The organism is Trinickia diaoshuihuensis (assembly GCF_003390925.1).
GTDB classification, from domain to species: Bacteria; Pseudomonadota; Gammaproteobacteria; order Burkholderiales; family Burkholderiaceae; genus Trinickia; species Trinickia diaoshuihuensis.
Genome location: NZ_QUBS01000017.1, coordinates 1 through 24,023, shown reverse-complemented (window position 1 = coordinate 24,023; position 24,023 = coordinate 1). Strand labels below are relative to the sequence as shown.

Annotated in this window: 22 protein-coding genes; 11 read left to right on the top strand and 11 right to left on the bottom strand. The window is 63.5% G+C overall.

Annotated elements, in window-relative coordinates; genetic code table 11:
- Positions 1 to 40: 40 nt before the first annotated feature.
- Entirely contained in the window at positions 41 to 370 is a 330-nt protein-coding gene (locus DXT59_RS03385) for a DUF3579 domain-containing protein (protein ID WP_116135528.1), read from the top strand.
- 239 nt (positions 371 to 609) lie between these two features.
- Here DXT59_RS03385 and rpsT read toward each other — a convergent pair whose 3' ends face one another.
- A complete protein-coding gene (gene rpsT, locus DXT59_RS03380) occupies positions 610 to 888 on the bottom strand; it encodes a 30S ribosomal protein S20 (RefSeq protein WP_116135527.1) in 279 nt (92 codons plus the stop codon).
- 445 nt (positions 889 to 1,333) lie between these two features.
- Between rpsT and murJ the strand changes: the two genes are divergently transcribed.
- Together murJ and DXT59_RS03370 are read left to right on the top strand one after the other, a co-directional pair.
- Entirely contained in the window at positions 1,334 to 2,884 is a 1,551-nt protein-coding gene (gene murJ / locus DXT59_RS03375) for a murein biosynthesis integral membrane protein MurJ (protein WP_116135526.1), read from the top strand.
- Positions 2,885 to 2,889: 5 nt separating this feature from the next.
- The gene (locus tag DXT59_RS03370) at positions 2,890 to 3,729 is read left to right on the top strand and encodes a SirB1 family protein (RefSeq protein ID WP_116135577.1); all 840 of its coding nucleotides are present in this window, start codon (positions 2,890 to 2,892) and stop codon (positions 3,727 to 3,729) included.
- 87 nt (positions 3,730 to 3,816) lie between these two features.
- On the opposite strand, the gene DXT59_RS03365 is transcribed toward DXT59_RS03370, so the two are convergent.
- From DXT59_RS03365 to lpxK, 5 genes are all read right to left on the bottom strand, one after another.
- A complete protein-coding gene (locus tag DXT59_RS03365; RefSeq protein ID WP_116135525.1) occupies positions 3,817 to 4,575 on the bottom strand; it encodes a 3-hydroxyacyl-CoA dehydrogenase in 759 nt (252 codons plus the stop codon).
- 149 nt (positions 4,576 to 4,724) lie between these two features.
- A complete protein-coding gene (gene adk, locus DXT59_RS03360) occupies positions 4,725 to 5,387 on the bottom strand; it encodes an adenylate kinase (protein WP_116135524.1) in 663 nt (220 codons plus the stop codon).
- 270 nt (positions 5,388 to 5,657) lie between these two features.
- Positions 5,658 to 6,476, bottom strand: coding sequence for a 3-deoxy-manno-octulosonate cytidylyltransferase (kdsB, locus tag DXT59_RS03350; protein ID WP_116135575.1), 819 nt, complete (start codon positions 6,474 to 6,476; stop codon positions 5,658 to 5,660).
- Between the two features lie 55 nt (positions 6,477 to 6,531).
- The gene (locus DXT59_RS03345; RefSeq protein WP_116135522.1) at positions 6,532 to 6,729 is read right to left on the bottom strand and encodes a Trm112 family protein; all 198 of its coding nucleotides are present in this window, start codon (positions 6,727 to 6,729) and stop codon (positions 6,532 to 6,534) included.
- Positions 6,710 to 7,738, bottom strand: a complete 1,029-nt coding sequence (gene lpxK, locus DXT59_RS03340; RefSeq protein WP_162877933.1) for a tetraacyldisaccharide 4'-kinase — start codon at positions 7,736 to 7,738, stop codon at positions 6,710 to 6,712. The genes DXT59_RS03345 and lpxK overlap by 20 nt, the downstream gene beginning before the upstream one ends.
- Positions 7,739 to 8,147: 409 nt before the next feature.
- Here lpxK and xseA point away from each other — a divergent pair, with 409 nt between their 5' ends.
- The 4 genes from xseA (at position 8,148) to DXT59_RS31530 (ending at position 12,954) form a co-directional block, all read left to right on the top strand.
- The gene (xseA, locus tag DXT59_RS03335) at positions 8,148 to 9,551 is read left to right on the top strand and encodes an exodeoxyribonuclease VII large subunit (protein ID WP_162877932.1); all 1,404 of its coding nucleotides are present in this window, start codon (positions 8,148 to 8,150) and stop codon (positions 9,549 to 9,551) included.
- A 224-nt stretch (positions 9,552 to 9,775) separates the two neighbouring features.
- Positions 9,776 to 10,354 carry a superoxide dismutase [Fe] gene (gene sodB, locus DXT59_RS03330; protein ID WP_116135520.1) on the top strand — a complete coding sequence of 193 codons (579 nt, stop codon included), beginning with the start codon at positions 9,776 to 9,778 and terminating at the stop codon, positions 10,352 to 10,354.
- Between the two features lie 609 nt (positions 10,355 to 10,963).
- Positions 10,964 to 12,274 (top strand): AAA family ATPase, encoded by a 1,311-nt coding sequence (locus tag DXT59_RS03325; protein ID WP_116135519.1) that lies wholly within the window; start codon positions 10,964 to 10,966, stop codon positions 12,272 to 12,274.
- On the top strand, positions 12,259 to 12,954 hold the full coding sequence (locus DXT59_RS31530) for an RloB family protein (RefSeq protein ID WP_116135518.1): 696 nt from the start codon (positions 12,259 to 12,261) through the stop codon (positions 12,952 to 12,954). The genes DXT59_RS03325 and DXT59_RS31530 overlap by 16 nt, the downstream gene beginning before the upstream one ends.
- Positions 12,955 to 13,174: 220 nt before the next feature.
- Here DXT59_RS31530 and clpP read toward each other — a convergent pair whose 3' ends face one another.
- Complete coding sequence (gene clpP, locus DXT59_RS03315; RefSeq protein WP_116135517.1) at positions 13,175 to 13,810, bottom strand: ATP-dependent Clp endopeptidase proteolytic subunit ClpP; 636 nt, start codon at positions 13,808 to 13,810, stop codon at positions 13,175 to 13,177.
- A 210-nt stretch (positions 13,811 to 14,020) separates the two neighbouring features.
- Between clpP and DXT59_RS03310 the strand changes: the two genes are divergently transcribed.
- Positions 14,021 to 15,037, top strand: coding sequence for a sigma-70 family RNA polymerase sigma factor (locus DXT59_RS03310; RefSeq protein WP_116135516.1), 1,017 nt, complete (start codon positions 14,021 to 14,023; stop codon positions 15,035 to 15,037).
- 97 nt (positions 15,038 to 15,134) lie between these two features.
- Here DXT59_RS03310 and DXT59_RS03305 read toward each other — a convergent pair whose 3' ends face one another.
- Positions 15,135 to 16,409, bottom strand: a complete 1,275-nt coding sequence (locus DXT59_RS03305) for a sensor domain-containing phosphodiesterase (protein ID WP_116135515.1) — start codon at positions 16,407 to 16,409, stop codon at positions 15,135 to 15,137.
- A 238-nt stretch (positions 16,410 to 16,647) separates the two neighbouring features.
- Positions 16,648 to 18,108, bottom strand: a complete 1,461-nt coding sequence (locus tag DXT59_RS03300; protein WP_116135514.1) for an aminotransferase-like domain-containing protein — start codon at positions 18,106 to 18,108, stop codon at positions 16,648 to 16,650.
- A gap of 120 nt (positions 18,109 to 18,228) precedes the next feature.
- On the opposite strand from DXT59_RS03300, the gene DXT59_RS03295 reads away from it, so the two are divergent.
- Entirely contained in the window at positions 18,229 to 18,564 is a 336-nt protein-coding gene (locus DXT59_RS03295; protein WP_116135513.1) for a DUF2917 domain-containing protein, read from the top strand.
- A 41-nt stretch (positions 18,565 to 18,605) separates the two neighbouring features.
- Here DXT59_RS03295 and DXT59_RS03290 read toward each other — a convergent pair whose 3' ends face one another.
- Positions 18,606 to 19,841: a citrate/2-methylcitrate synthase gene (locus tag DXT59_RS03290; RefSeq protein WP_116135512.1), complete on the bottom strand. Its 1,236-nt coding sequence runs from the start codon at positions 19,839 to 19,841 to the stop codon at positions 18,606 to 18,608.
- A gap of 121 nt (positions 19,842 to 19,962) precedes the next feature.
- On the opposite strand from DXT59_RS03290, the gene DXT59_RS03285 reads away from it, so the two are divergent.
- A complete protein-coding gene (locus DXT59_RS03285; RefSeq protein ID WP_116135511.1) occupies positions 19,963 to 21,375 on the top strand; it encodes a CoA transferase in 1,413 nt (470 codons plus the stop codon).
- 66 nt (positions 21,376 to 21,441) lie between these two features.
- Here DXT59_RS03285 and DXT59_RS03280 read toward each other — a convergent pair whose 3' ends face one another.
- Positions 21,442 to 22,191 (bottom strand): GntR family transcriptional regulator, encoded by a 750-nt coding sequence (locus DXT59_RS03280; RefSeq protein ID WP_102647155.1) that lies wholly within the window; start codon positions 22,189 to 22,191, stop codon positions 21,442 to 21,444.
- A gap of 186 nt (positions 22,192 to 22,377) precedes the next feature.
- Here DXT59_RS03280 and DXT59_RS03275 point away from each other — a divergent pair, with 186 nt between their 5' ends.
- Positions 22,378 to 23,217: an aldo/keto reductase gene (locus DXT59_RS03275; protein ID WP_116135574.1), complete on the top strand. Its 840-nt coding sequence runs from the start codon at positions 22,378 to 22,380 to the stop codon at positions 23,215 to 23,217.
- The last annotated feature ends 806 nt before the right edge of the window (positions 23,218 to 24,023 follow it).

Genomic DNA, 24,023 nt, shown 5'->3' with positions numbered 1-24,023 from the left:
CCGGCGGGCAGGCTTCGGGCAAGTCTCATGGGTTTGTTACATGGCCGAAGCACCCCATACTGAATACTTCATCCAAGGCATCACGAAAGGCGGAAAGAAATTTCGGCCCAGTGATTGGTCTGAACGCCTCGCAGGGGTCATGTCCTGCTATGGTCCCGGCGCCCAAGGGCCGAATGCGCGGCTGCAATACTCGCGCTACGTCCGGCCCACCCTCCTCGGCGATCTCAAGTGCGTGATTGTCGATTCGCGGTTGCGTGACATCGAGCCGATGGCGTTCGACTTCGTCATGAATTTCGCCAAAGACAACGATCTCGTCGTGACCGAAGCCTGCGAATTGCCCGCCGATCACGGCGCCGTGCGCAAAGCGTAGCGTGGGAACGGCCGGCTATTCGGCCGTTCGATTCTGACGTACCGCCGTCGCGCCGTCTTTAAGCGCCGCCGGCACACCGGTGGTCAGTACGCAAAAAAGCCCGCAATGCGCACACTGCGGGCTTTTTTGTTGCGGATTCCACCGTCAATCGACTCGCGCACCGAACCCGACGGGCAGGCCGGATAGGGTGGGAGAGTCCGACTATCGAGCGAGGCGCGCGATGCGCCCCGGCACGAGGCTTACTGCGCTGCTGCGGCTTGCAGACCCTTGATGGCTGCGGCCAGGCGGCTCTTATGGCGAGCGGCCTTGTTCTTGTGAACGATCTTCTTGTCGGCGATGATGTCCATCGTCTTGGCCGACGCGCGGAAAAGCTCCGCTGCCTTGGCTTGATCGCCGGCTTCGATCGCCTTGCGAACGGCCTTGACCGCCGTGCGGTACTTCGAGCGCAGAGCCGAGTTGTGCGAGTTCGCCTTCGCGGCCTGACGGGCGCGCTTGCGTGCTTGTGCGGAGTTAGCCATGAGAGTTCCTTGTCCTGTACTGTTTCGGCGCCCGGCCGGAGGGCCGATCGAGTGCCGCTTTTTGGTCCAAACTTCCGGAAGCGATTGCCCGGAAGTGCAAAAACATCGGCGAAGCGTATTCGTAGCTTTCGCGATTCACCGCGAATACGGCGCCTAGCGACCACTAGCCGGCGCCCGCCATGGGGTCCTTAGCCGGCCTCTGAGCCAGCAACCGGGGCCGGCCTTAAACGAGGAAGGCGAGAAAAGGCCAGTCGGCGACCGAGGTCGAGCTTCGAAACGCGCGAGTATAGCAACAAAATCAGATAGATGGCAAGCGCGCTCGGGATTCGGCGCTCATGCAACCCCTTATCGCGTTCGCGGTCGAAGGGGGGCCGAGCCCGTTGGGTGGCCCGCTGATCGTTCGAGCGGGCGATGCGCCCGCCGGTGTCCGTATAATAGGCGCCCCATGAATCTCTTCCGAGCCCTGCTGACGGTCAGCGGCTTCACGCTGCTGTCGCGCGTGACCGGACTGGCCCGTGAAACGCTGATCGCCCGTGCGTTCGGCGCCAGTCAATACACCGACGCCTTTTACGTCGCCTTCCGTATCCCGAACCTTTTGCGGCGCTTGTCCGCCGAAGGTGCGTTCTCGCAGGCTTTCGTGCCGATCCTGGCCGAATTCAAGAGCCAGCAAGGGCACGACGCCACCAAAGCGCTCGTCGACGCGATGTCGACCGTGCTCGCCTGGATGCTTGCCCTCGTCTCCTTGCTCGGCGTCGCCGGCTCCGCGTGGGTCGTCTACGTCGTCGCCTCGGGGCTCCGTACCGACGGGCAGGCATTCACCCTCGCGGTGGTGATGACGCGGATCATGTTCCCGTACATCATCTTCATCTCGCTGACGACGCTCGCCGCCGGCGTACTGAATACCTACGGCAAATTTTCGCTGCCGGCGTTCGCCCCCGTATTGCTGAACATCGCGTTCATCGTCGCGGCCGCTTTCGTTGCACCGCACCTGAAGATACCGGTCTATGCGCTGGCGTGGGCCGTCGTCGTCGGCGGGGTGTTGCAGTTCGCCGTGCAGCTCCCGGGGTTGCGCAAGATCGACATGGCGCCGCGCATCGGGCTCAATCCGTTTGCCGCGCTCGCTCACCGCGGGGTGAAGCGCGTCCTCGTCAAAATGGTGCCGGCCACGTTCGCGGTCTCGGTCGCGCAACTAAGTCTGATCATCAACACGAACATCGCTTCGCGTCTCGGGCCCGGCGCCGTTTCCTGGATCTATTACGCCGACCGGCTGATGGAGTTTCCGACGGCCCTGCTCGGCGTCGCGCTCGGCACGATCTTGCTGCCGAGTTTGGCGAAGGCGCATGCGGACGCCGATTCGCACGAGTATTCCGCGCTGCTCGATTGGGGCTTGCGCGTGACGTTCTTGCTCGCCGTGCCCAGCGCGCTGGCGCTGTTCGTCTTCGCGCAGCCGCTGACCGCCGCGCTGTTCGACTACGGCCGGTTCGACGCGCACGCGGTCGTCATGGTGGGACGGGCGCTCGCGGCCTATGGGGTCGGTCTCGTCGGTCTGATCCTCATCAAGATCCTCGCGCCGGGTTTCTATGCCAAGCAAGACATCAAGACGCCCGTGATCATCGGTATCGCCGTGCTCGTCGTCACGCAGTTGTCCAACTACGTGTTCGTGCCCGTGCTCGGGCATGCGGGGTTGACGCTCAGCGTCGGGCTCGGAGCTTGCGTAAACGCTTCATTGTTATTCATCGGTTTGCGCCGGCGCGGGATCTATACTCCGTCGAGCGGGTGGCTGCTGTTTCTGATGCAATTGGCGGGATCGTCGCTGATGCTGGCCGGTGCCATGCATTGGTGTGCGATCAGTTTCGACTGGATCGGGTTGCGGCATCATCCGCTTGCGCGCATCGCGCTGCTTGCCGCGTGTCTTGTGATATTCGCCGCACTATATTTCAGTATGCTTTGGCTGATGGGCTTCAAATACGCTTACTTTAAACGGCGTACCAAGTGACGGTCATGACATCCGTACTCGATTACTTCGCCACTCTCGTCGCCGACGACGACAGCCTGCCGCTCACCGAGACGGCGGTCTCGCTCGCGCAGGACACCTATCCCGATCTCGACCTCGAAGGCGTGCTCGCGGAGCTGGACGAACTCGCCCTGCGTATCAAACGGCGTTTGCCCGAAGGGGCCGATCTAACCGAAAAAATCGGCGCGCTGAACCGCTTCTTCTTTCGGGAACTGGGCTTCGCGGGCAATCTGAACGATTACTACGACCCGGACAATAGCCATCTGAACGTCGTGCTCAAGCGCCGGCGCGGGATTCCGATCTCGCTCGCCGTGCTGTACTTGGAACTCGGCGAGCAAATCGGCGTGCCCGTAAAGGGCGTATCGTTCCCCGGTCACTTCTTGCTGCGCGTGACGCTGCCCGAAGGGGACGTGATGCTCGACCCGACGACCGGCCAGTCGCTCTCCGAGGCGCAGATGGTCGATATGCTCGAGCCGTACATCTCGCATACGGAGCAGTCGGTCGGGAACGCCTTGCGGATGTTGCTGCAGCCCGCCACGCCGCGCGAGATCATCGCGCGCATGTTGCGCAATTTGAAGGCCGTCTACCTGCAGTCGGAACGTTGGCAGCGGCTGCTGGCGGTACAGCAGCGGCTCGTCGTGCTGCTGCCCGGCAATATCGAGGAAGTGCGCGACCGCGGTTTCGCCTATGCACGGCTCGATTATCTGCGGCCGGCGCTCGAAGACCTCGAACGCTATCTCGAAGATTGCCCCGACGCGGAGGACGCGACGGCCGTCGAATCGCAGTTGAGCGAGTTGCGGCAGCGCACCGATCACGGCGATATGTAAAGCGGCGCGCGATCTCGTCCACGAAAAAGAGAAACGCCTGGCCCGCGCGGATGCGCCGGCCAGGCGTTTTGCGCTGGCGAGGCCGATTTACTTCGGCTGCATGCGGATCGCGCCGTCGAGGCGAATCACTTCGCCGTTGAGCATCGGATTGTCGAAGATCTGCTTGACGAGCATCGCGTATTCGTCCGGCTTGCCGAGGCGAGGCGGGAACGGCACCATCGCGCCGAGCGCGTCTTGCACTTCCTTCGGCATGCCGAGCAGCATGGGCGTTTCGAAGATACCCGGTGCGATCGTCATGACGCGGATTGCGTTACGCGACAGATCGCGTGCGATCGGCAGCGTCATACCGGCCACGCCGCTCTTGGACGCCGCGTAGGCTGCTTGCCCGATTTGTCCGTCGAATGCCGCCACCGAGGCGGTGTTGACGATCACACCGCGCTCGCCGTTCGCGTTCGGCTCGTTTTTCGACATCTCGAAGGCGGCGAGCCTCAGCATGTTGAACGTGCCGATCAGATTGATCTCGATCGTACGTTGAAATTTTTCGAGCGGGTGGGGACCGTCTTTGCCGACGGTCTTGACGGCCGGCGCCACACCGGCGCAGTTCACAAGCCCGACGAGCGGGCCGAGCCGCGTCGCCGCTTCGACGGCCTGCTGGGCATCGGCCTCGCGGCTCACGTCGCATTTGACGAACGCGCCCTTCAGTTCGCCCGCGAGCTTATTGCCCGCATCTTCGTTCAGATCGGCGATGACGACCTTGCCGCCGTGTTCGGCGAAAAGCCGCGCCGTCGCCGCCCCGAGGCCCGACGCGCCGCCGGTGACCAAAAATGCGTTGCCGCGAATCTCCATGCTGCTGCTCCTTTCATGTTTTCAAGAGGGTGCATGCCCGCCGCCGCGCGGCTCGTGACCGGTTGGCAGGGGGCCGCCGACGATTGTAATCGCTCGCGGGCGTAAAAAAACCCGCCGTTGGGGGCGGGTTGTGCTGGCTTGACGCGGCCTTATTTCAGGGCTTCGAACACGCGCTGACGGATTTCGTCGACGCTGCCGAGGCCCGAGATGCGCCGATACTGCGGCGCGCTCAAGCCGTTTTCGACGCCGCGTTGCGCCCATTGCTGGTAGTAGTCGATGAGCGGCTTCGTTTGCGCGACGTAGACGTCGAGACGCTTCTTCACCGTCTCTTCCTTGTCGTCGTCGCGTTGAATCAACGGCTCGCCCGTCACGTCGTCTTTGCCTTCGACCTTCGGCGGATTGAACTTCACGTGATAGGTGCGACCGGACTGCGGGTGCGTGCGGCGGCCGCTCATGCGGACGATGATCTCATCGAACGGCACGTCGATCTCGAGGACGTAATCGATGGCGACGCCGGCTTCCTTCATCGCTTCGGCTTGCGGCAGCGTGCGCGGAAAACCGTCGAACAGATAGCCGTTTTTGCAATCGGCTTCGAGCAGACGCTCCTTCACGAGATTGATGATGAGCGCGTCCGGCACGAGTTCGCCGGCATCCATGAAGCGCTTGGCTTCGACGCCGAGCGGCGAGCCGGCTTTGACGGCGGCGCGCAGCATGTCACCGGTCGAAATCTGCGGAATCCCGAATTGTTCTTTGATGTAGTTAGCCTGGGTACCCTTGCCGGCGCCCGGCGCACCCAACAGGATCAAACGCATGCTGTTCTCCGAATCGTATGTGAATGCTGCGGCGCGAAGCCCAACGCACATCGAAATGCCGATGGCATACATGCTTCCATCCGTTGCGTGTCACGCCGCGCGCACGCGCATCGGTCGAGCCCGTGTGGCGGGGCGCATCGTGTTGACGACGCAGCCGGCAGCCGTTGGGCGATCGGGCGAAACGAACGGGAATCGGAAGCGAATAGTGCGAAATGCTCGCGCAATCGGCCCCGATTATGCCATGGGTCGTTAGCGCTTCGACCGGAAAGGTTAGCTGTTCGTTAGGAAAAGTGTGCGCACGCGCTCGAGATCGGCCGGCGTGTCCACGCCGGGCGCCGGCGCATCGTTCGTGACGCGCACGGCGATGCGCTCGCCGTGCCACATCGCGCGCAACTGCTCGAGCATCTCGGCGTGTTCGATCGGTGCCTGAGCGAGCGACGGATACGTGCGCAGAAAGCGTGCGCGATAAGCATACAGCCCGATATGGCGCAGGACCGCACCCGTTGGCGGCGCGGGCATCGCCGCGATGTCGATCGCTTGCGCGCCGCACTGCGGCGCATAGGCGTCGCGTTGCCAAGGGATCGGCGCACGCGAAAAATACAGCGCCACGCCGCGCGCATCGAGCACGACCTTCACGACGTTCGGGTTGAACACTTCGGCCGCGTCGACGATCGGATGCGCGGCTGTTGCGATCGCGCAGTCGGGATGCGCGGCAAGGTGCGACACAACGTCGCGCACGAGCGCGGGATCGATCAGCGGTTCGTCGCCTTGCACGTTCACGACGATCGTCTCGTCCGGCAGCGCGAGCAGCGTCGCGACCTCGGCGAGCCGGTCCGTGCCCGAGGGATGGTCGGCGCGCGTGAGCACTGCTTCGATCCCATGCGCATGCGCGGCCTCGAGGACACGGGCGTCGTCGGTGGCGATCAGCACGCGCTGCGCACCCGCTTCGCGGGCTCGCTGCGCGACGCGCACGACCATCGGCTTGCCGGCGATATCGGCAAGCGGTTTTTCGGGCAGACGCGTGGAGGCGAGGCGAGCGGGAACCACCGCGACGAAGGGCGGCGTGGCGAGACTGGCGTTGGCGGTCATCGAGGTGCGGGAAAAGACGTGTGACGTGAGGCGCCCGGGAGCGGCGAGCGCGGCCTCAAGCACCGCCGGCCGGATCGACGGGCGTGCCTTCCACGGTTTGGCGCGCTTCGTCGACGAGCATGACGGGGATGCCGTCGCGAATCGGGTATGCCAGTTTGTCGGCCTGGCAAATGAGTTCTTGCTGGCCGCGATCGTAGGTGAGCGGCCCCTTGCAAATCGGGCAAACGAGGATTTCAAGCAGGCGAGCGTCCACGGAGTTTCTCCACAACCAAATCGATGAGGCCAGCAGGGAGCGTGGCTTCGACCGGGACGACCCAGATACGAGCATCACGCCAAGCATTTAATTTTACTGCATCCTTCTCGGTCACCAAGATGGCGTCCACGTCCTCGCCCACGAACGGGTTCTCGTCGAATGTGTAGTGGTCGGGCAATGCGCGCGTGAGCGGCGCGATCCCCGCCGCGCGCAGCGTGGCAAAAAAGCGCTCGGGCGAGCCGATGCCCGCGGCCGCCAGCACACGCTCGCCCGTGAACTGCGCGAGCGGACGTCGCAGACTGGGATCGCTTAGATGCCATGCCGCGCCCGGTGTCAGCGATAGGGCGAACGTGTCGGGCCAGGGCGGCAGCGTGCGTTCGAACGGGTTGTTCACGAGCGTCGCGTCGCGGCGTCGCGAGAGCGGCTCGCGCAACGGCCCGGCCGGCAAGAGCAAGCCGTTGCCCGCCAAGCGGTGATCGAACAGCACGAGTTCGACGTCGCGTTCGAGACGATAGTGCTGCAAACCGTCGTCGCTGACGATCACGTCCACGTCGATGTGAGCGGCCCGCAGGGCCTTGGCGCAGGCGACGCGATCGCGCGCGACCCACACCGGCGCGCTCGTGCGCCGCGCGATCAGGACCGGCTCGTCGCCGGCTTGCTTGGCGGACGAATTCGCCGTGACGGGACGCGGCTCGCCGCCCTTGGCGCCGTACCCGCGCGAGACCACCCCGGGCGTGAAGCCTGCGGCGCGCAGCGCCTCGACGAGGGCGATGACCGTGGGCGTCTTGCCGGTGCCGCCGACGGTGACATTGCCCACGACGACGACCGGCACCCCGACGCGCACCCGCTCGAACCAGCCGAGTGCGAAGGCGGCGCGCCGCGCCGCGGCGACCGCGCCGAACAGACAGGCCAGCGGCGTCATGCCCCAAGCGAATGCTCCGCGGCGTTGCCATTCTCGGGTGACATAGGTTTCGGCGCGTGCTTTGAGTCGGTCGGCCATGCGATTCATTCGGCGGGCGAGGGGCGTCAGATTGTCGGAAGTTTAGCGAGCGGAACTCGGCACTGTAGCGCGCGGCGCAAGCACGCCGCAAGCGCGCGTTGCGGCCGGCTCTCGCTCGGCAGCGATATCCGCCGTCCGGGCTCGGCTGTGGATAACTCTGTGAAAAACTTCCACCCCCGCGAGCCGGAAGGCCGATAAATCGGACTTCTTATCGGCCAAGTCCAATGATATGCTTAAAAATATTCTATAAAAATCAATGTGTTAAAACATGACTGCGTGCGTTGCGCGGATTTTATTCGGCGTTCTCGGCCATCGTCGATGGCGCTTCGCTATGTGGGAAACCTTGCATGCGATGACGGAGGGCTGGACGCGCGCCGCGCGGCGGTCTATTGTCCCGACCGGTCCAAAAAGGTTTTGCATGCAATCTCGCCCTCCATTTCCCCCCGGCGGCGCCGCGGCGCCGCTACCCGCCGCAGCCTTCGAGGCCGACATGGCCGTGCCTGTATCGGTCCTCAACCGCGCGATCGGCACGATGCTCGAGCGCTCGTTTCCGCTCGTTTGGGTAGCGGGAGAAGTATCGAACTTCACGCGTGCCGCCAGCGGTCATTGGTATTTTTCGATCAAGGATGCCGGCGCGCAAATGCGCTGCGTGATGTTTCGAGGCCGCGCGCAGTACGCGGAATTCACGCCCCGCGAAGGCGACAAGATCGAGGTGCGCGCGCTCGTGACGATGTACGAGCCGCGCGGCGAGTTGCAACTGAACGTCGAGGCCGTGCGCCGCACGGGCATGGGGCGGCTCTACGAGCAATTCCTCAAGCTGAGGGCGCAACTCGAGGCGGAGGGCTTGTTCGCCGCGGAGCGCAAGCGCGTTTTGCCCACGCATCCGCGTGCGATCGGCATCGTGACCTCGCTCCAGGCGGCGGCGTTGCGCGACGTGCTCACGACGCTCGCGCGCCGCGCACCGCACGTTGCCGTCATCGTCTATCCGGCGCCCGTGCAAGGCGCCGGTGCCAGCGAGAAGCTCGCCGCCATGGTGGAGACGGCGAATGCGCGGCGCGAGGTCGACGTGCTGATCGTTTGCCGCGGCGGCGGCTCGATCGAGGATCTCTGGTCGTTCAACGAGGAGCGGCTTGCGCGGGCGATCGCGGCGAGCGAGTTGCCGATCGTGAGCGGCGTCGGACACGAGACCGACTTCACGATCGCCGATTTCGCGGCTGACGTCCGCGCCCCCACGCCGACGGGCGCCGCGGAACTCGTGAGCCCGCAACGCACGATGTTGCTGCGCGAATTGGACCACCGCACGGCCGCGCTCGCGCGCGGGTTCGGGCGGCTGATGGAGCGGCGCGCGCAGCAGCTCGACTGGCTGGCGCGCAGGCTCGTGAGTCCCGCCGAGCGGTTGCGCCGCCAGCGAACCCATCTTGGGCAATTGCAGGCGCGTCTCGCCTCGGCGGGCGGACGTCCGCTGCGCGACGCGCAGGCCCGCTTCGCGATCGTGCGGCTTTCCTGGCAGCGCTGGCGGCCCGATCTTGCCGCGCCGCGCGCGGCGCTCGGGGGGCTATCGCGGCGGCTTTCCGCCGGTATCGAGCGGCAGCGGGAGCGACGTTCGGCCCAGGTGGCGACGCTCGAGGGCCGGCTGGAGGTACTGAGCCCGCAGCGCACGCTCGAACGCGGCTACGCCGCGCTGATCGACACGCAAACGGGGCGCGCCGTGCGATCGCCGTCGGCGCTGAAGCGGGACAAGCGCCTGACGGTTCATGTCGCCGACGGTTCGGTCGATGTGACGCTCAAGGACGTGCAGGCGCGGCTGACCGACGGCTTTTGACGCTTTCCGCGATTGCGGCCATTGCGGCGCCATCGTCGGTCATTTGCATCCATCCATGCGACGAAATGCGTATTGCGAGAGCATTTTTTACGCTGATTACGGCGGCTGACGGTCAATGCTGCCCATAAAGGCCGCGCGTTTGCGGGGTTATTCCAACTCGCCTACAATCCAGTGCTCCAAAGCGTTAGCCGCCTACTTCCCCATAACACACAAGGAACAGCACCATGGAACATACGCTCCCGCCGCTGCCGTACGCGAAGAACGCACTCGCTCCGCACATGTCGGAAGAAACGCTCGAGTTTCACTATGGCAAGCACCACCAAGCCTACGTGACGAATCTGAACAATCTGATCAAGGGCACCGAGTTCGAGAACCTGTCGCTCGAAGAAATCATCAAGAAGTCGTCGGGCGGTATCTTCAACAACTCCGCTCAAATCTGGAATCACACGTTCTTCTGGAATAGCCTGAAGCCGCAAGGCGGCGGCGCTCCGAGCGGTGCGCTGGCCGACGCCATCAATGCGAAGTGGGGTTCCTTCGATGCGTTCAAGGAAGCGTTCTCGAAGGCTGCCGTGGGCAACTTCGGTTCGGGCTGGACGTGGCTCGTGAAGAAGGCCGACGGTTCGCTCGATATCGTCTCGACGAGCAACGCCGCAACGCCGCTGACGACCGATGCCAAGGCCCTGTTGACGATCGACGTGTGGGAACATGCGTACTACATCGACTATCGCAATGCGCGTCCGAAGTTCGTCGAGGCGTACTGGAACCTCGTGAACTGGGACTTCGCCGCGAAGAATTTCGCGTAAGCGAGGAGAAGGGCGCGAGGCATCCGAACCGCGTCTGTCATCCAAAAAAGGCCTTCTGATCGAGAGACAGAGGGCCTTTTTCAATGATGGAAACCTCGAGGGTTTTGCCGGATGCATTCTGGATTTTCCAAACAAATTCAGCGCCGTATGCATACGCGGGCGGGCAAATCAATGTTTGATCCCGGCGCGCGGCTACTCAATCGGAGAGTGGCTGAAAGTCGTTTTCGAACTGTGACCCATGCCATTGAGGCTGCTCAGATGGCTCAAGTTGACCAGGCGTACGCCTGACTCATCGCCAAGTCCCCAACCTAGCGATTGTTCGCGTCCATTGGTTGGATCCGAGCCACGGTCGGCTCAACCTCAGGCGTACGCATCATAACGATCGTTTCCAGTGGAATCCGTGGCCGATCGTCGCTTCCGCCGTCTCGATATTGAGCGCGAGAGTCTATCCAAAACATCAACCGAGCGAGTCATTACTGGTGGGCTATCCAGCGCGAGTGAGACGCACGCTGACCTCACCGGCAAGGAGACTCGGATGATTCTGAGGGCAAAGTCGTTGACTTTTTTGAGCAAAACGTTCGAAAATCGACAAAACACTGGGCTAACAACATGCTTTTACGCTTCAGCGCCAAGAACCACGCGTCGATCAAGGACCTCCAGGAGATATCCTGGATTGCGTCCACACAACTGAAGGAGGAGTTGTCGCACACCAGCGACAACGTACTGACTCGCAACCCTTCATTGGAGGTACTTCCGGTCCTGGTGCTCTATGGGGCGAATGCAGCCGGCAAGACGAACATCCTCGACGCGCTTGTAGCTTTCTCTGCCGGGATCGAAGGGTTAGCAGGGGACTTAACGAAGACGATCGGTTTCCGCCCTTTCGCGCTGGACGATGAGTCGCATCTTGAACCATCAATCTATGAAGCAGACGTTGCGGTAAACGGTACTCGCTACACCTACGGCTACGCTCACAACGCCACCGGAATCGTCCAAGAATGGTTGTATTCGTTTCCGAAGGGCGCGCGCAACACATTGTTTGAGCGGGATTTCACTGGCGACGAGCCACATGTTTATTTTGGACCATCGTTCAAGCCCATCGATCGCACGTTAAGAAGTATTGCAGAGCGAAGCAATACGCTTCTGCTTGCGCACGCCGAGTCAATTAATCATTCGATGATGCTGCCGGTATGGCTCGCTCTGTCATACAAGGTGCTCGCGGTTCGGTTGAGTAATGGGCCCATGCCTGAGACCGCACTCGCTCAACAATTGAAAGATCATCATTGTCGCGATGAAATTGTTCAATTTCTATCTAATATTGATGCGGGTATCACAGATTATTCAGTGACCAAAGAGGAGTCTTCTGAGTCTCGAAAGGAGGTGTTTCGGCGTTTGGCGGAGTTTATGAAGACGAATTTCAATACCGTTGTGCCACCCGATGCAAATCCTGACGAAGAATATCGGTTGACGTTTACTCATTTGGGTGTGGATGGCAAGAAGTACGAGATTCCATACTCTGATGAAAGCATGGGTACTCGATATTTGGCCAGTTTGTTGGGCCCTATGATGATTGCGCTTGCAGTTGGTGGTGTGCTTGTTGTGGATGAAATTGCGACCAATCTTCACACAAAGCTTTCGGAGAAAATAATCAAGCTTTTTACAAGCTCGACTTCGAACCCTATGCGAGCTCAATTAATTTTTTCGACACACGATACCAATTTGCTGTCCCGTGACCTGCTCAGACGCGATGAGGTCTGGTTCGCTGAGAAAAACGACGCTGGTGAAACGTCTGTTTATCCGTTAACTGATTTTAGTGCTCGTGCAAAAGAAAACATTGAAAAAGGCTACCTCGAGGGGCGTTATGGGGCCATCCCGTTTTTTGGTCGCGATTTGTCGCTGATAAAAGAATGCCGCGAAAGTTGAATTCATTGCGGAGTAGTGCGTCGTTAGAGCGCAAGCCCGCCAAGAGAGTAAGGAAGCAAGGTCTGGTTGTTTATTGCGAAGGCGAGATTACGGAGCCAAGATATATAGAAGCGTATTATGCCTCCGTTGCGAAGCGATCTCCGATTACACTCGTGGGTATAAAGCGCGGTGCAGGGACGCCCGACACGATTGTGAAAGCTTGCATTGACCATGACACTTCGTCTGACTCAGACACGATTGTCTGGGCGGTGTTCGATGTCGACGAGCATCAGGACCTTGAGCGAGCCTTGGACCGTGCCAGGAGGGGCGGTATCCCGGTTTCGCTTTCGGATCCGTGCATAGAAGTATGGGGGCTGTTGCATTTTCGAAATAGTAATGCGCCACTGAGCAGGCATGCTGCTCAGAGAGAGCTGCGACGCGTTATGCCGGGATATCATCACGAGAAGCAGCCGGAATTTAAGTGGACTCTTTGTCAGCAGAACGTTGATGACGCGATAGATCGGGCGAATGCGGGATTGCGCAGCCGTTGGGAAGAGGGGAACAGTCCCCCGAAAGCGAACCCCTCCACAACCTTTCAGTTGTTGCTGAAATTCATCATGCCGGACAGTCCGGAGCAGCAGAGTCATGCTTTGCGACTTGCATGCGACGTGCGCGCAGCACTGGAGCGTGGCGAACTATAATGCCGGTTCTGTCTGGTAAACGGTCATGAATGTCGGTCAGTGGATTCGCGTCCACCTGTGTTTCATCGCGAGGTGTCTGGCCGATAGTAGCTCGATTTTTCATGATGACAATGGCCGCGAAAATAACCGCCCCTTTCCGGTCGTTCGCGGTCACTTCTTACGCGCTCGCTTCAACGCTGGGCCATTAAGTTCATTTGGGTAGCCGTGCCCGGCGAAGTGATCACAACGTATCGCGCCGCGCGAAGTCCGCGAGCGACACGCGATCGGTCAGCACGTCGTCGATGAGCCCGTATTCTTTTGCCGCGGTTGCCGACATGAAATTGTCGCGATCGGTATCCTTCTCGATTTGCTCGATCGATTGGCCCGTACGCTCGGCCAATATCCGATTGAGCCGTTCGCGCAAGAACAGCACCTCCTTGGCTTGAATCTCGATGTCGGCCGCGGTGCCTTGATTGCCGCCGGAGGGCTGATGGATCATGATGCGGGCGTTGGGCAGCGCGAAGCGCTTGCCTTTCGCGCCGGCCGCGAGCAGAAACGAGCCCATGCTCGCCGCGAATCCCGTGCATAGCGTCGAGACTTGCGGCTTGATGAATTGCATCGTGTCGTAGATGGCGAAACCGTCGTATACGGAGCCGCCCGGCGAATTGATGTAAAAGAAAATATCCTTATCGGGATTCTCCGATTCCAAAAAAAGCATTTGCGCGACGATCAAGCTCGCCGTGTCGTCGGTGACGGGGCCGACGAGGAAGACGATCCGTTCGCGCAGCAGTCGGGAATAGATGTCGTAGGCGCGCTCGCCGCGGCCCGACTGCTCGATGACGGTCGGCACGAGTTGGTTCGACGGATAGGAAAGCATGGCGCTCCTCGGGTGGAAGTCGACGATGGCCGCCCAACGAGGATACGCTTCGCAAGCGGTCTTTGCTGACATGACGCGCCGCCCGCGGTCGATGTGACGCTCGGCCTACGGAAAAAAACGTCCGCACTCGCGTCACATCGGAGCATGCTCGAACGTCAACAGGACGAGGGCGCACGGCGCGCCAAAAGCTCGACTTTAGGAGCCAATTCAATGACGCAAGAAGAAATAGAGAAAACATTGGGTTTCGAGGCCGCCCGTGCGCGGCTCATATCGATCGCTTATCGCATGCTCGGCAGCCGGGCGGAAGCCGAGGACGTCGTGCAGGACGCATGGCTCAAATGGCACGCGGCTGCCGCGCACGAGTTGCGCACGCCCCTCGCGTGGCTGACGACGGTGACGACCCGTTTGGCGATCGATCGTATCCGGCGCTTGCAATCGGAGCAAACGGCGCGCGCGAACGAATGGGTGACCCAGCCGTGGCTCGACGAGTTCGTCCCGTCCGCGGAAGACGAAGCGATGCGGGCGGCGTCGATCGCCGAAGCCGTCGCGCTATTGCTCGAGCGGCTCTCGCCGGACGAGCGCGCGGCGTTCGTGCTGCACGAGGCATTCGATTTCGACTATGCGCAAATCGCCGAGGTCGTCGGCAAGACGGCCGCGCATTGCCGGCAACTCGCGCATCGGGCGCGGCAGCGTCTCACGAACGCCGAGCGTCAGGCGGCGGACGGACGCTCGCGCGCTCGTATCGAGGCGGCGCAGCCGCACGTGGGCAGCTTCGAGGGTTTGCGCGATGCGATCCACGCGGCCGATGCGGCCGGCGCGCTACGGCTGTTCGCCCAAAGCGCACAAAGGCCGATGGCAGGGCAGGCTGTCGCGAGCACGGGGTACCGGGGGGCAAACTCGGGGGCACATTCGGGCGCAAACGCGGGCGCGGCGCGCGCAGCGGCCGAACGTGCCGTCGCGCAAAGCGAAGGCGTTGCCGTCGAAGTCTATGCGTTGCCGTCGGACTGGGGGGGCGGGTTGGCGCTCATGCATGCGTGCGAGGTCGTCGGCCTCGTGCGCTTTGCATGGACGCGCGGGCCGTCGGGCGATTGGAGAGGGCAATTCATACTCTTGAGGAGCGGGGCGGAACTGGATGCGCTCAACCGCCGCGTCGGCTCGCGCGCGATCACGCAATTGCTGATGCGAATCGCCGGCCGCTCGCCGGTAACGGCCGCTTGCGCGGCCTGAACCCGGCTCTATCGTCCACTACCCGCTACCCCCGACCTTGCTTCACCGATGCGCGCTTTAGCAAGCGTGTTTCGCGATCGGCCATCTCCCGCTCGTATCATCTGCGGCTCGACGCCGCTTCCCAGTCGATATCGACGCACAACACCTGCAGTCCAAGAGCCGTTTGCGCGGCGATCGATGCCGTCACGCACAAGTGCGCTTCGTTCAGCGATAGATACGGCGCCGTCACGTGCACGGGACCGGGCGCTCGCACGGCTTGCGTGAAATACGGACGATGGGCCCAGTTCGCGCCTTCCGAATGCAGCAGAGGGCGAAAACGCTTGGCGCGGCGCGACACGCGGCCGTTCGGCACGAGGTTGTCGCCGATCTGTCTGCCCTCGGCATCGAGCACGAAGCAGCGCGCGGTATCGGGTAGCGCCAGCAGCGCATCGCAAGCGGCGAGCACCGGCGTGCCGCTCACGAATCGCTCGCAGGCTTGCTCGAGCGACTTCACGTAAGGTTCCAGGCGCTCGGCCTGCGTGCGCTCGCGGGCGGCGACGCGCTTGCGCAAGGCCGCCGACAACGCATCGATGAGCCCCGCGGCGGCTTGCGGTTCGGCCGGTTCGGCGCTCGGCTCGGCGAAGTAGCTGCCCTGCACGAAATCCACATTGCATTCGAGTGCGATCAGCGCGTCGCGCTCGGTGGCTAGGCCCCCCATCAGCACGAGCTGCCCCGATTCGTGCAGCAGCGAGACGAGTTGAGGCAAGACGCGTTCGAAGTGTGAGTGCTCGCTAGCTTGCGCGAGGATGCCGCGGTCGAGCGAAACGATGTCCGGATGCAGATGCCAGACGCGATCGATGTTCGAGTGTTTCGCGCCGAAGCCGCCGAGCGCGATCAAAAACCCCGATTTGCGCAGACCGTCGACGATCTCCGCGAAGCGTCCCGTCTCGCCGCCGGCTTGTTCGGGAACCTCGAGCACGACGCGCTGCGGCGGCAACCCCAACGACTTGAGGTTCGCGAGCAGCGCGTCGCCATAACTCGTATCCATGAGCGCCGCGGGGTGCAGGCTCAGAAACAGCCATTCATCGTGTCCGTCGATCGCGCTGAAATTGCCCAAGTGCAGCGATTCGGCGAGCCGGCCTAGCTCGAGCAGATCTCCGCGCCGCGCGGCTTGTGCGAAGACGTCGCGCGAGGGAACCTGCCGCCCCTCGTCATCGTGCGCGCGCAGCGAGGCGTGATAGCCGATCGCTCGACGATGCGAGACCGAAAACACCGGCTGGAACACGCTGAACACGGTGTAGCCGCCGTAGACGACGGTGCGGCGGCTACCCGCGTCGTCCGCGACGGGACGAGGCGGCTGAAAGCCGGGAGGATCGAGATCGATCATGCTCATGGGGAAGTCGACGGGTGAAAACGGGCGCTTGCATGCGCCTGCGGCGCTACTTAGCAATCAATGACGAACTGTACAGCATAGGAGAGCAAGTTCTATGCGCATTGTCAAACCCCTCGACGCGGCGCGCCGCCTGCATGCAAAGCGTGCCGCTGGGCCCGCGCGCGCACAGCGGTGGTGCCGAACGCGCGCCGAGGCGGCACCGGGACGGGGCGCACTCGCGCCGCTTTGTGTTCTCGCGTCAACCGGCGACGGCGCGTTCGAGCGCGTTCGCGGCCGACCGGCCGTCGCCGGGCGCAAGTGCGCCGGCTTGCGCGAAGAACGCTTGCGCCCGGCGGTCTTGTGCGTAGGCGGCGTTGATGCGAATCCACGGGCTCGCCTCGCTATTCGGCCGGAAGTAGGCGCCTGTCGCTATCGTGACGTCGCAGGCCGCGGCGCATTCGACCAAGGCCTGCGAATCGTCGATGTGCGGCACACGAGCCCAGATGAACTTGCCGCCCATGGGCGGCGCGAATAGGTGCCAGCCGTTCGCCTCCAGCGTGCGCGCGGTCGAGCCGAGCGCGTCGGTCATGCGCCGGCGCAGCCGCTCGAGAAATTTCCGATAGGCGCCGCGTTCGAGCATCGTCAAGGTGACGGCTTCGGCGAATTGCGACCCGCTGATGCTCGTCAGCATCTTAATGTCGCCGAGCGCTTTCACGGTCTTGTGATTCGCGGCGATGAACCCGATGCGTAGCGAGGAAGACAGCGTCTTCGACAGCCCGCCGATATAGATGACCCGCTCGAGCCGATCGAGCGCCGCGAGCCGGTCGGTCGTATCCGCTTGGAAGTCGGCATAGATATCGTCCTCCACGATCGTGAAGTCGTACTCGTGCGCGAGCTGCAGCAGGCGAAACGCCACCGAGGGCGCCACGACGGTGCCGGTCGGATTGTGGAACACCGTGTTGACGAACAGGGCCCGCGGGCGGTACCGCTTCAATTGCGCTTGGAGAAAATCGATGTCGGGACCGGTCGCCGTCCGCGGAATCCCCACCACGTTGATGCCGTGCAGTTTTAGGAGTCCGAACAAGTTGTAATACCCCGGGTCCTCGACGAACATCGTGTCGCCCGCGCGCAGCAGATATCGGACGATCAAGTCGATCGCCTGGCTCGCACCGAACGTCGTGACGATCTGCGATGCGTCCGCGCCGATCCCGAGCGGGGCGATGCGCGCCTGTAGATGTTCGCGCAAAGCGGGATTGCCGAGCGGCGTGGCGTAGTCGATCAACGAGCCGGGATCGGTGCGGGCGACGTGCCGCACCGCTTGCGCGATGCCTTCCATATCGCGCCATGCCTCGGGAATGAATCCGCTGCCGAGCTTGAGCGTTTCGCCGGGGTGATTGAACTGCGCGAGGATGTAGTTCGATTCTTCCTCGGCGCGGCTCGGATCGGATGCGCCCGCGCGATCGAGCGCGGCGTGCACACTCGCGCTTACGTAAAACCCCGACCCGTGACGCGACTCGATCAAGCCTAGCGATACGAGCCGGTCATAGGCCTCGATCACCGGGAAGCGGCTGATGGCGCAGTCTTGCGCGAGTTGGCGGATCGACGGCAACTTCGCGCCCGCGTGCGCCTCCCGCGAGCGAATCCACGCCTCCATCGCCGCGACGATCTGCTCGGTCATCGGTACGGCGCTCGCGCGGTCGATCTTGATCTGCATGCTCATGCTCCGACTGTTCGGTATTTCAACTGAACAGTTCGGACAAAACTGTTCGGTACTGTGCATGTGATTGTAGCCATGCCCTCGCAATAATGCATAGACGGAATATTTTTGAAGGAGTAGGCGATGCGCGAGATCCGTACGTTCGAGATGGGATACGACGAGCCCGCAACGGCGTGGCGGGCGGACCATGCGCTCGTCGTCGAGGTGGAGCAGGGCACGCTTTGGCTGACGTTCGAAGGGGATGCCGAAGACTATTGGGTCGATTCCGGCCAATCCTTCGTCCTGCCGGCGGGTATGCGTGCATGGATCGGCGCGGGGCGAGGCGACGTGCGGTTGACGTTGAGCAGTGCGAGCTCGCGTGGGAAAGTCGGGAACGATGTTTCGCGCGCCGGTCCCGCTCGCACGCGTTCGGCCATCGCGCACGGGCTCGGTTCACGCGGGCGGCAGGCACTCGCTTGAGTCGCCGGGCGCTATCGCGCGCGAATCGATAGGCGGGCGAATCAGTGCGCCGGCTCGTCGGGGCCGATATAACGTGCGCGCGGACGGATCAGCCGGCCGTCCTCCATCTGCTCCATCGCATGTGCGATCCAGCCCGCCGCCCGGCCGAGCGCAAACAATGAAAACGCCGAACCCGACGGCAACGCGAGGACACGCTCCAGCGCGGACAGCGCGAAGTCGACGGTGGGGGCGAGTCCCGTTGCATCGTACGCCGCCCGGACGATCGAATCGATGTCCGCGAGCGCCTGGCGCTCGGCGCGGCTCGCGGCTCGTTCGGCGAGCATGTCGAGCAACACGGCCGCGCGCGGATCGCCGTCCGGATAAAGCATGTGGCCGAAGCCGGGCAAGATCGTGCGTGAAACGATATCGGTTCGCGCGAGCCTCGCGGCCAGATAGCGGTCGACGTCGCCCGCTTCGCGCGCCTCATGAAAGAGGGCGGTCACGAGCATCGTCTCGCCGCAGTGGCGTGGTCCCGCCAGCGCCGCGAGCCCGCCCGTGACGGCGCCGAACAAATGCATTCCCGTGGAGGCGATACAGCGGACGGTGAAGGCCGATGCATTCAATTCGTGGTCGGCGCATACGACGAGCGCGGCGCGCAGCAACTCGACATGCCGGCGATGGCGAACGCCCCAAGCGGCCGCGAATTGCCGATGCAGCGGTTCGCGCGACAGGGGCACGGCGGCGAGCGCGGCGGCCAATACGCGCAACAGTGCGGGTGCCGTCTCCCACTGCGCCTGCCGCCCGGTCGAAAACAAGCGCGGCATATGCGCCGCGGCGGCGGGCAGCATGACGAGCGCGCGCTCGTGCGGCGCGCTCGCGACCGTCTGCTTGAGCCAAGCCTGCCAGGCCGACGAGGGGATCGGCGCATCGGGTGCCGCATCGAAACATGCCTGGTCGCATTCCCAAAGCAAGGCGGCCGTCTCCTCTAGCGTGGCGGTCCGCGCGAGTTCGATCGCGTTGCGTCCGCGATAAAGTAGCCGGCCGTCGGCGATCAACGTGATGCGCGATTCGAGCACTGGGACGCCCCAATCGAGCACCTTCTGCGCGACCTTGCCGGCCCGCTTGCCGTCAGCTTTCCTGCGAGCGAGCTTTCGGACTTCATCGGCGGCATAGAGCCGGCGCTTGCCTGCGCTTTCCGGTGCGGAACTCAGCATGCCCCGGCTGACATACGAGTACAGCGTCGGAACGCTGATGCCGAGGGCGGCGGCCGCTTCTGCCGCGGTCAAGTAGGTCGACATGGTCTTAAATTCCGCGAAGAACCAAACAAATCGATATATGTTGATTATTTGAATCAAGATTGATCGACGTTGATGTCGATTCTAGACTCATCGACACCCTTCACTTCGCCAATTCCGAATCATGACTGCCTTTAGCGCGCTCGAACATGTATGGTCCGTGGCCGGTTGCGATGCCGCCGCATTGGACGACATTCGCCTCGTCGGCGAGGACCCCGGTCTGCCTTCGGTCTATCGCGTCGGCGCGCTGGCCAACGCCACCATCGGCGCGCAAGCGCTCGCCGCGGCCGAATGCCACCGCTTGCGCACGGGGCGCCGTCAACGTGTGGAGGTCGAGCAGCGGCGCGCCCTTGCCGTGTTCCGCAGCGAACGCTATCTGAGGATCGACGAAGGTGCGGCCCCCGAGCTGCGCGACCCTCTGATGGGCTTCTACGAGACGCGCGACGGAGGGTGGATCCAGCTTCACACGAATTTCCCGCATCATCGGCAAGGCATCGTGAAGGTGCTCGGCTGCGCCGACGATCAAGCCGCCGTGACCGAGGCCATTCGTGAATGGGATGGCGCCGCGCTCGATCAGGTGCTTGCCGATGCGGGGCTGTGCGCGGCATTGATTAGGAGCCCTGAGCAATGGTCGGCGCTGCCGCAAGCCGCCGCGCTGGCCGCTTTACCGCTGTTCGAGATCGAGCGAATCGACGGCGGTACGAACGAGGCGCCGCCGATACCGATCGGCGCTGGCGGCTCGCCCTCGACGCGGCCGCTCGAAGGCGTGCGCGTGCTCGACTTGAGCCGTATCATCGCGGGCCCGGTAGCAGGGCGTACGCTTGCTCAACACGGCGCGGACGTGTTGCTCGTCAACGGCCCGCACTTGCCGAACATCGCGCCGCTGGTCATCGATAACGGCCGCGGCAAACGTTCGGCGCTGCTCGATCTGCGACGCGACGACGAGCGCTCCGTGTTGCATGCGCTCGCGCGCGAGGCAGACGTCTTCTTGCAAGCGTATCGGCCGGGGGCGATCGCCGCGCACGGGTTTTCACCCGAGGCGCTGGCGCGCGCGCGGCCGGGAATCGTCTATGTCTCGATCTGCGCGTACGGGCATACCGGTCCATGGTCGCGGCGGCGCGGCTTCGATAGTCTCGTGCAATCGGCGAGCGGCATCGCTTGGACAGAACGGGAGGCGGCGGGTACGGCGGCGCCCAAGCATTTGCCGTGTCAGGCGCTCGATCATGCGACGGGGTACCTGGCCGCTTTCGGCGCGATGGTCGCGCTGCAGCGGCGGGCCGTTCAAGGCGGTAGCTGGCATGTGCGCGTCTCGCTGGCGCAAACGGGGCGATGGCTGCAATCGTTCGGCACGATCGCCGACGGGTGGCGCGCGCCGGACGTGCGGCTCGGCGCGGTACGCGATCTCATGCAGACGATGGACTCGCCGTTCGGTAAGGTGCTGGCCGCTGCGCCGGCGGAGACGATGTCGGAAACGCCGCCGCGTTTCGATCGCCCTCCCGTGCCGCTTGGCACCGATCGGCCCAGTTGGGGTGCGTGAGCAAGCGTTGAACCGCACGAGCGATCGCGCGGCGTGCGTTGCCTTGCGTGGCTGTTGCTCCTTGCGCTACTTGCGTAGTTCGGCCACGAAGTCGTAGTAGTCGTTGCGGCAGTATGTGTCCGTCAGCTCGATCGCGCGCTGATCGGCCGTATAACCGATGCGCGTGATCAGCAGCAGCGCGTCGTGCGTCGCGATGCCCATTTGCCGCGCGATTTCCTCGCTTGCGTTGACGGCGCGGAAGTGTTGCAGCGCGCGTACGATGCCGAGCCCGCGCTGTTCCAGATAGCTATACAGCGAATCGCCGATCGCATGCGGGTCGGGTATGACCGATGCGGGGAGCGTGGAGTTTTCGACGGCCATGACGATGCCGTTCGCGAGCCGAAGGCGCTTGAGGCGCGTGACGGCGGCGGCCGGCGACAACCCCAATTGAATGACTTCGTCGCGGCTTGCGGGCTGGATCTCTTGCGAAATCCATTTCGAACTGGGTGTGAACCCACGCCGGCGCAGCATTTCGCTGAAGCTCGACAGGCGCGAGAGCGGATCGTCGTAACGCGGAGTGATAAAACTGCCCGCGCCTTGCGTGCGGCGGATGAGGCCTTGCTCGACGAGCAGTGCGATGGCCTTGCGCGCCGTGATGCGCGAGACGCCGAGGGCGTCCGACAACACGCGTTCCGAGGGCAACGCTTCTCCGGCGTTCCAGCGGTTTTCGTGGATCGCCTGGCCGAGCTTGCGCGCGAGCTGCAGGTAAAGCGGCGTGTCGTTGTCGGGATCGGGGCGCAGATCGCGCCAGCGGTCTTCCGAGGAAGCTTGGGTCATGGAATATGCGCGGCGAGGGGCAAGCGGCAATTTTAAGGCATCGCGCGAGCCTTCGGGCCGCTTCTCGCGTACGAGCCGCTGGTGCTCTACCGTCTCATACCGGCTATTCGCGGGCGCGCGCGCAGACAATGGCGCCGATGGCTACACTTGTTCGCAGGGTCAACCGTTGAAAGGGAGGTCGATATGATGCGCGACGACACCTTCGTCACGCTGCCCGACGGCGAGCGCATTGCCCGCTTGGGGCAAGGAACCTGGGAAATGGGCGAGCGGCCCGAGCGGCGCGCCGCCGAGATCGACGCATTGCGTGCCGGTATCGAACTCGGCATGACCGTGATCGATACCGCGGAGATGTATGGCGAGGGCGCGACCGAGACGTTGCTCGGCGAGGCGCTCGCCGGTTTGCGCGACCAGGTGTTTCTCGTCAGCAAAGTCTATCCGCATAACGCGAGCAGGCGCGGCGTCGTGGCATCGTGCGAGGCGAGCTTGAGGCGGCTCGAGACAGACCGGCTCGATTTATACCTGCTGCACTGGCGCGGCGGCATCGCATTCGAGGAAACCGTCGAAGGGTTCGAGGCGTTGCGGCGTGACGGCAAGATACGGCATTGGGGCGTGAGCAACCTCGACGTCGACGATATGGAAGAACTCGTCGACGCCGGTGGGCAAGCGTGCGCCACGAACCAGATTTTCTATAACGTGGCGCGGCGTGGCCCCGAGTTCGATTTACTGCCGTGGATGGCGGCTCGCGGTATGCCCGCGATGGCCTATAGCCCGATCGATCATATGCGACTGCCGAAGCGGTCGGTACTCGACGACATCGCGCGCGAGCGCGGACTATCGGCCGTTCAAGTCGCGCTGGCATGGGTGCTCGCGCAGCCGCAGGTATGCGCGATTCCTAAGGCTGGCAGCGTCGAGCATGTCCGCGCGAATCGTGAAGCGCTCGATGTTGTGCTGTCGACGCAGGAACTCGCCGCGATCGACGAGGCGTTTAAGCCGCCGCGCAAGAAGGTGCCGCTGGAAATGTTGTGAGTTCGGGTAGTACGACGGGATATGTGCGAGCGCCGTCGGTGCGTTGGCGGACGTTGGCGCCGAGGATTTTCCGACAGACCAATGGCCGGCGGTGATGCATCTTTGAGACGGTGAATTGCCGGGCAAGGCGCCTCGGCGTATCGACGATGGAGGGCGGCGCGGCCGGCGAGGAGAGCAACTGTCGAGCTGAAATAGCTGCTCTCCAAACGCGCGTCGATTGTTAGGGCGCGGCCTAGTGGCCGTGGCCGCCGCCGGCGCCATTTCCACCGGAGCCGCCGTTACCGCTCGAGCCGTGGCCGTTGCCGCCGGAGCCATGGCCGCCACCCGAGCCGTCGCCACCGGAGCCATGGCCGCCACCCGCGCCACCGTTACCATTGCCCCCTGAGCCGTGCCCGTTACCTGAGCCGTTGCCGCCACTGTTGCCTCCGCAACCGCAACCACCCCCTGGGCCGCCGTGGCCACCGCCGGAACCGCCGGAACCGCCGGAACCACCGGAACCACCGGAACCACCGGAACCACCGCCGGAACCACCGGAACCACCGGAACCACCGGAACCACCGGAACCACCGGAACCACCGGAACCACCGGAACCACCGGAACCACCGGAACCACCGGAACCACCGTGGCCTCCGCCAGCACCGCCAGCACCGCCAGCACCGCCAGCACCGCCAGAGCCGCCAGAGCCGCCAGAGCCGCCAGAGCCGCCAGAGCCGCCAGAGCCGCCGTGGCCTCCGCCCGCGCCACCGGAGCCACCCGAGCCACCCGAGCCACCGGAGCCACCGGAGCCACCGGAGCCACCGGAGCCA

Coding starts and splice junctions, on each gene's coding strand:
- DXT59_RS03285 (WP_116135511.1), top strand. CDS start 19,963: ATGACTGCCTTTAGCGCGCTCGAACATGTATGGTCCGTGGCCGGTTGC.
- DXT59_RS03295 (WP_116135513.1), top strand. CDS start 18,229: ATGCGCGAGATCCGTACGTTCGAGATGGGATACGACGAGCCCGCAACG.
- adk (WP_116135524.1), bottom strand. CDS start 5,387: ATGCGTTTGATCCTGTTGGGTGCGCCGGGCGCCGGCAAGGGTACCCAG.
- xseA (WP_162877932.1), top strand. CDS start 8,148: ATGCAATCTCGCCCTCCATTTCCCCCCGGCGGCGCCGCGGCGCCGCTA.
- murJ (WP_116135526.1), top strand. CDS start 1,334: ATGAATCTCTTCCGAGCCCTGCTGACGGTCAGCGGCTTCACGCTGCTG.
- DXT59_RS03305 (WP_116135515.1), bottom strand. CDS start 16,409: ATGAGCATGATCGATCTCGATCCTCCCGGCTTTCAGCCGCCTCGTCCC.
- kdsB (WP_116135575.1), bottom strand. CDS start 6,476: ATGACCGCCAACGCCAGTCTCGCCACGCCGCCCTTCGTCGCGGTGGTT.
- rpsT (WP_116135527.1), bottom strand. CDS start 888: ATGGCTAACTCCGCACAAGCACGCAAGCGCGCCCGTCAGGCCGCGAAG.
- sodB (WP_116135520.1), top strand. CDS start 9,776: ATGGAACATACGCTCCCGCCGCTGCCGTACGCGAAGAACGCACTCGCT.
- DXT59_RS31530 (WP_116135518.1), top strand. CDS start 12,259: ATGCCGCGAAAGTTGAATTCATTGCGGAGTAGTGCGTCGTTAGAGCGC.
- DXT59_RS03300 (WP_116135514.1), bottom strand. CDS start 18,108: ATGAGCATGCAGATCAAGATCGACCGCGCGAGCGCCGTACCGATGACC.
- DXT59_RS03275 (WP_116135574.1), top strand. CDS start 22,378: ATGCGCGACGACACCTTCGTCACGCTGCCCGACGGCGAGCGCATTGCC.
- DXT59_RS03310 (WP_116135516.1), top strand. CDS start 14,021: ATGACGCAAGAAGAAATAGAGAAAACATTGGGTTTCGAGGCCGCCCGT.
- lpxK (WP_162877933.1), bottom strand. CDS start 7,738: ATGAATCGCATGGCCGACCGACTCAAAGCACGCGCCGAAACCTATGTC.
- DXT59_RS03365 (WP_116135525.1), bottom strand. CDS start 4,575: ATGGAGATTCGCGGCAACGCATTTTTGGTCACCGGCGGCGCGTCGGGC.
- DXT59_RS03290 (WP_116135512.1), bottom strand. CDS start 19,841: ATGTCGACCTACTTGACCGCGGCAGAAGCGGCCGCCGCCCTCGGCATC.
- DXT59_RS03325 (WP_116135519.1), top strand. CDS start 10,964: ATGCTTTTACGCTTCAGCGCCAAGAACCACGCGTCGATCAAGGACCTC.
- DXT59_RS03370 (WP_116135577.1), top strand. CDS start 2,890: ATGACATCCGTACTCGATTACTTCGCCACTCTCGTCGCCGACGACGAC.
- clpP (WP_116135517.1), bottom strand. CDS start 13,810: ATGCTTTCCTATCCGTCGAACCAACTCGTGCCGACCGTCATCGAGCAG.
- DXT59_RS03385 (WP_116135528.1), top strand. CDS start 41: ATGGCCGAAGCACCCCATACTGAATACTTCATCCAAGGCATCACGAAA.
- DXT59_RS03280 (WP_102647155.1), bottom strand. CDS start 22,191: ATGACCCAAGCTTCCTCGGAAGACCGCTGGCGCGATCTGCGCCCCGAT.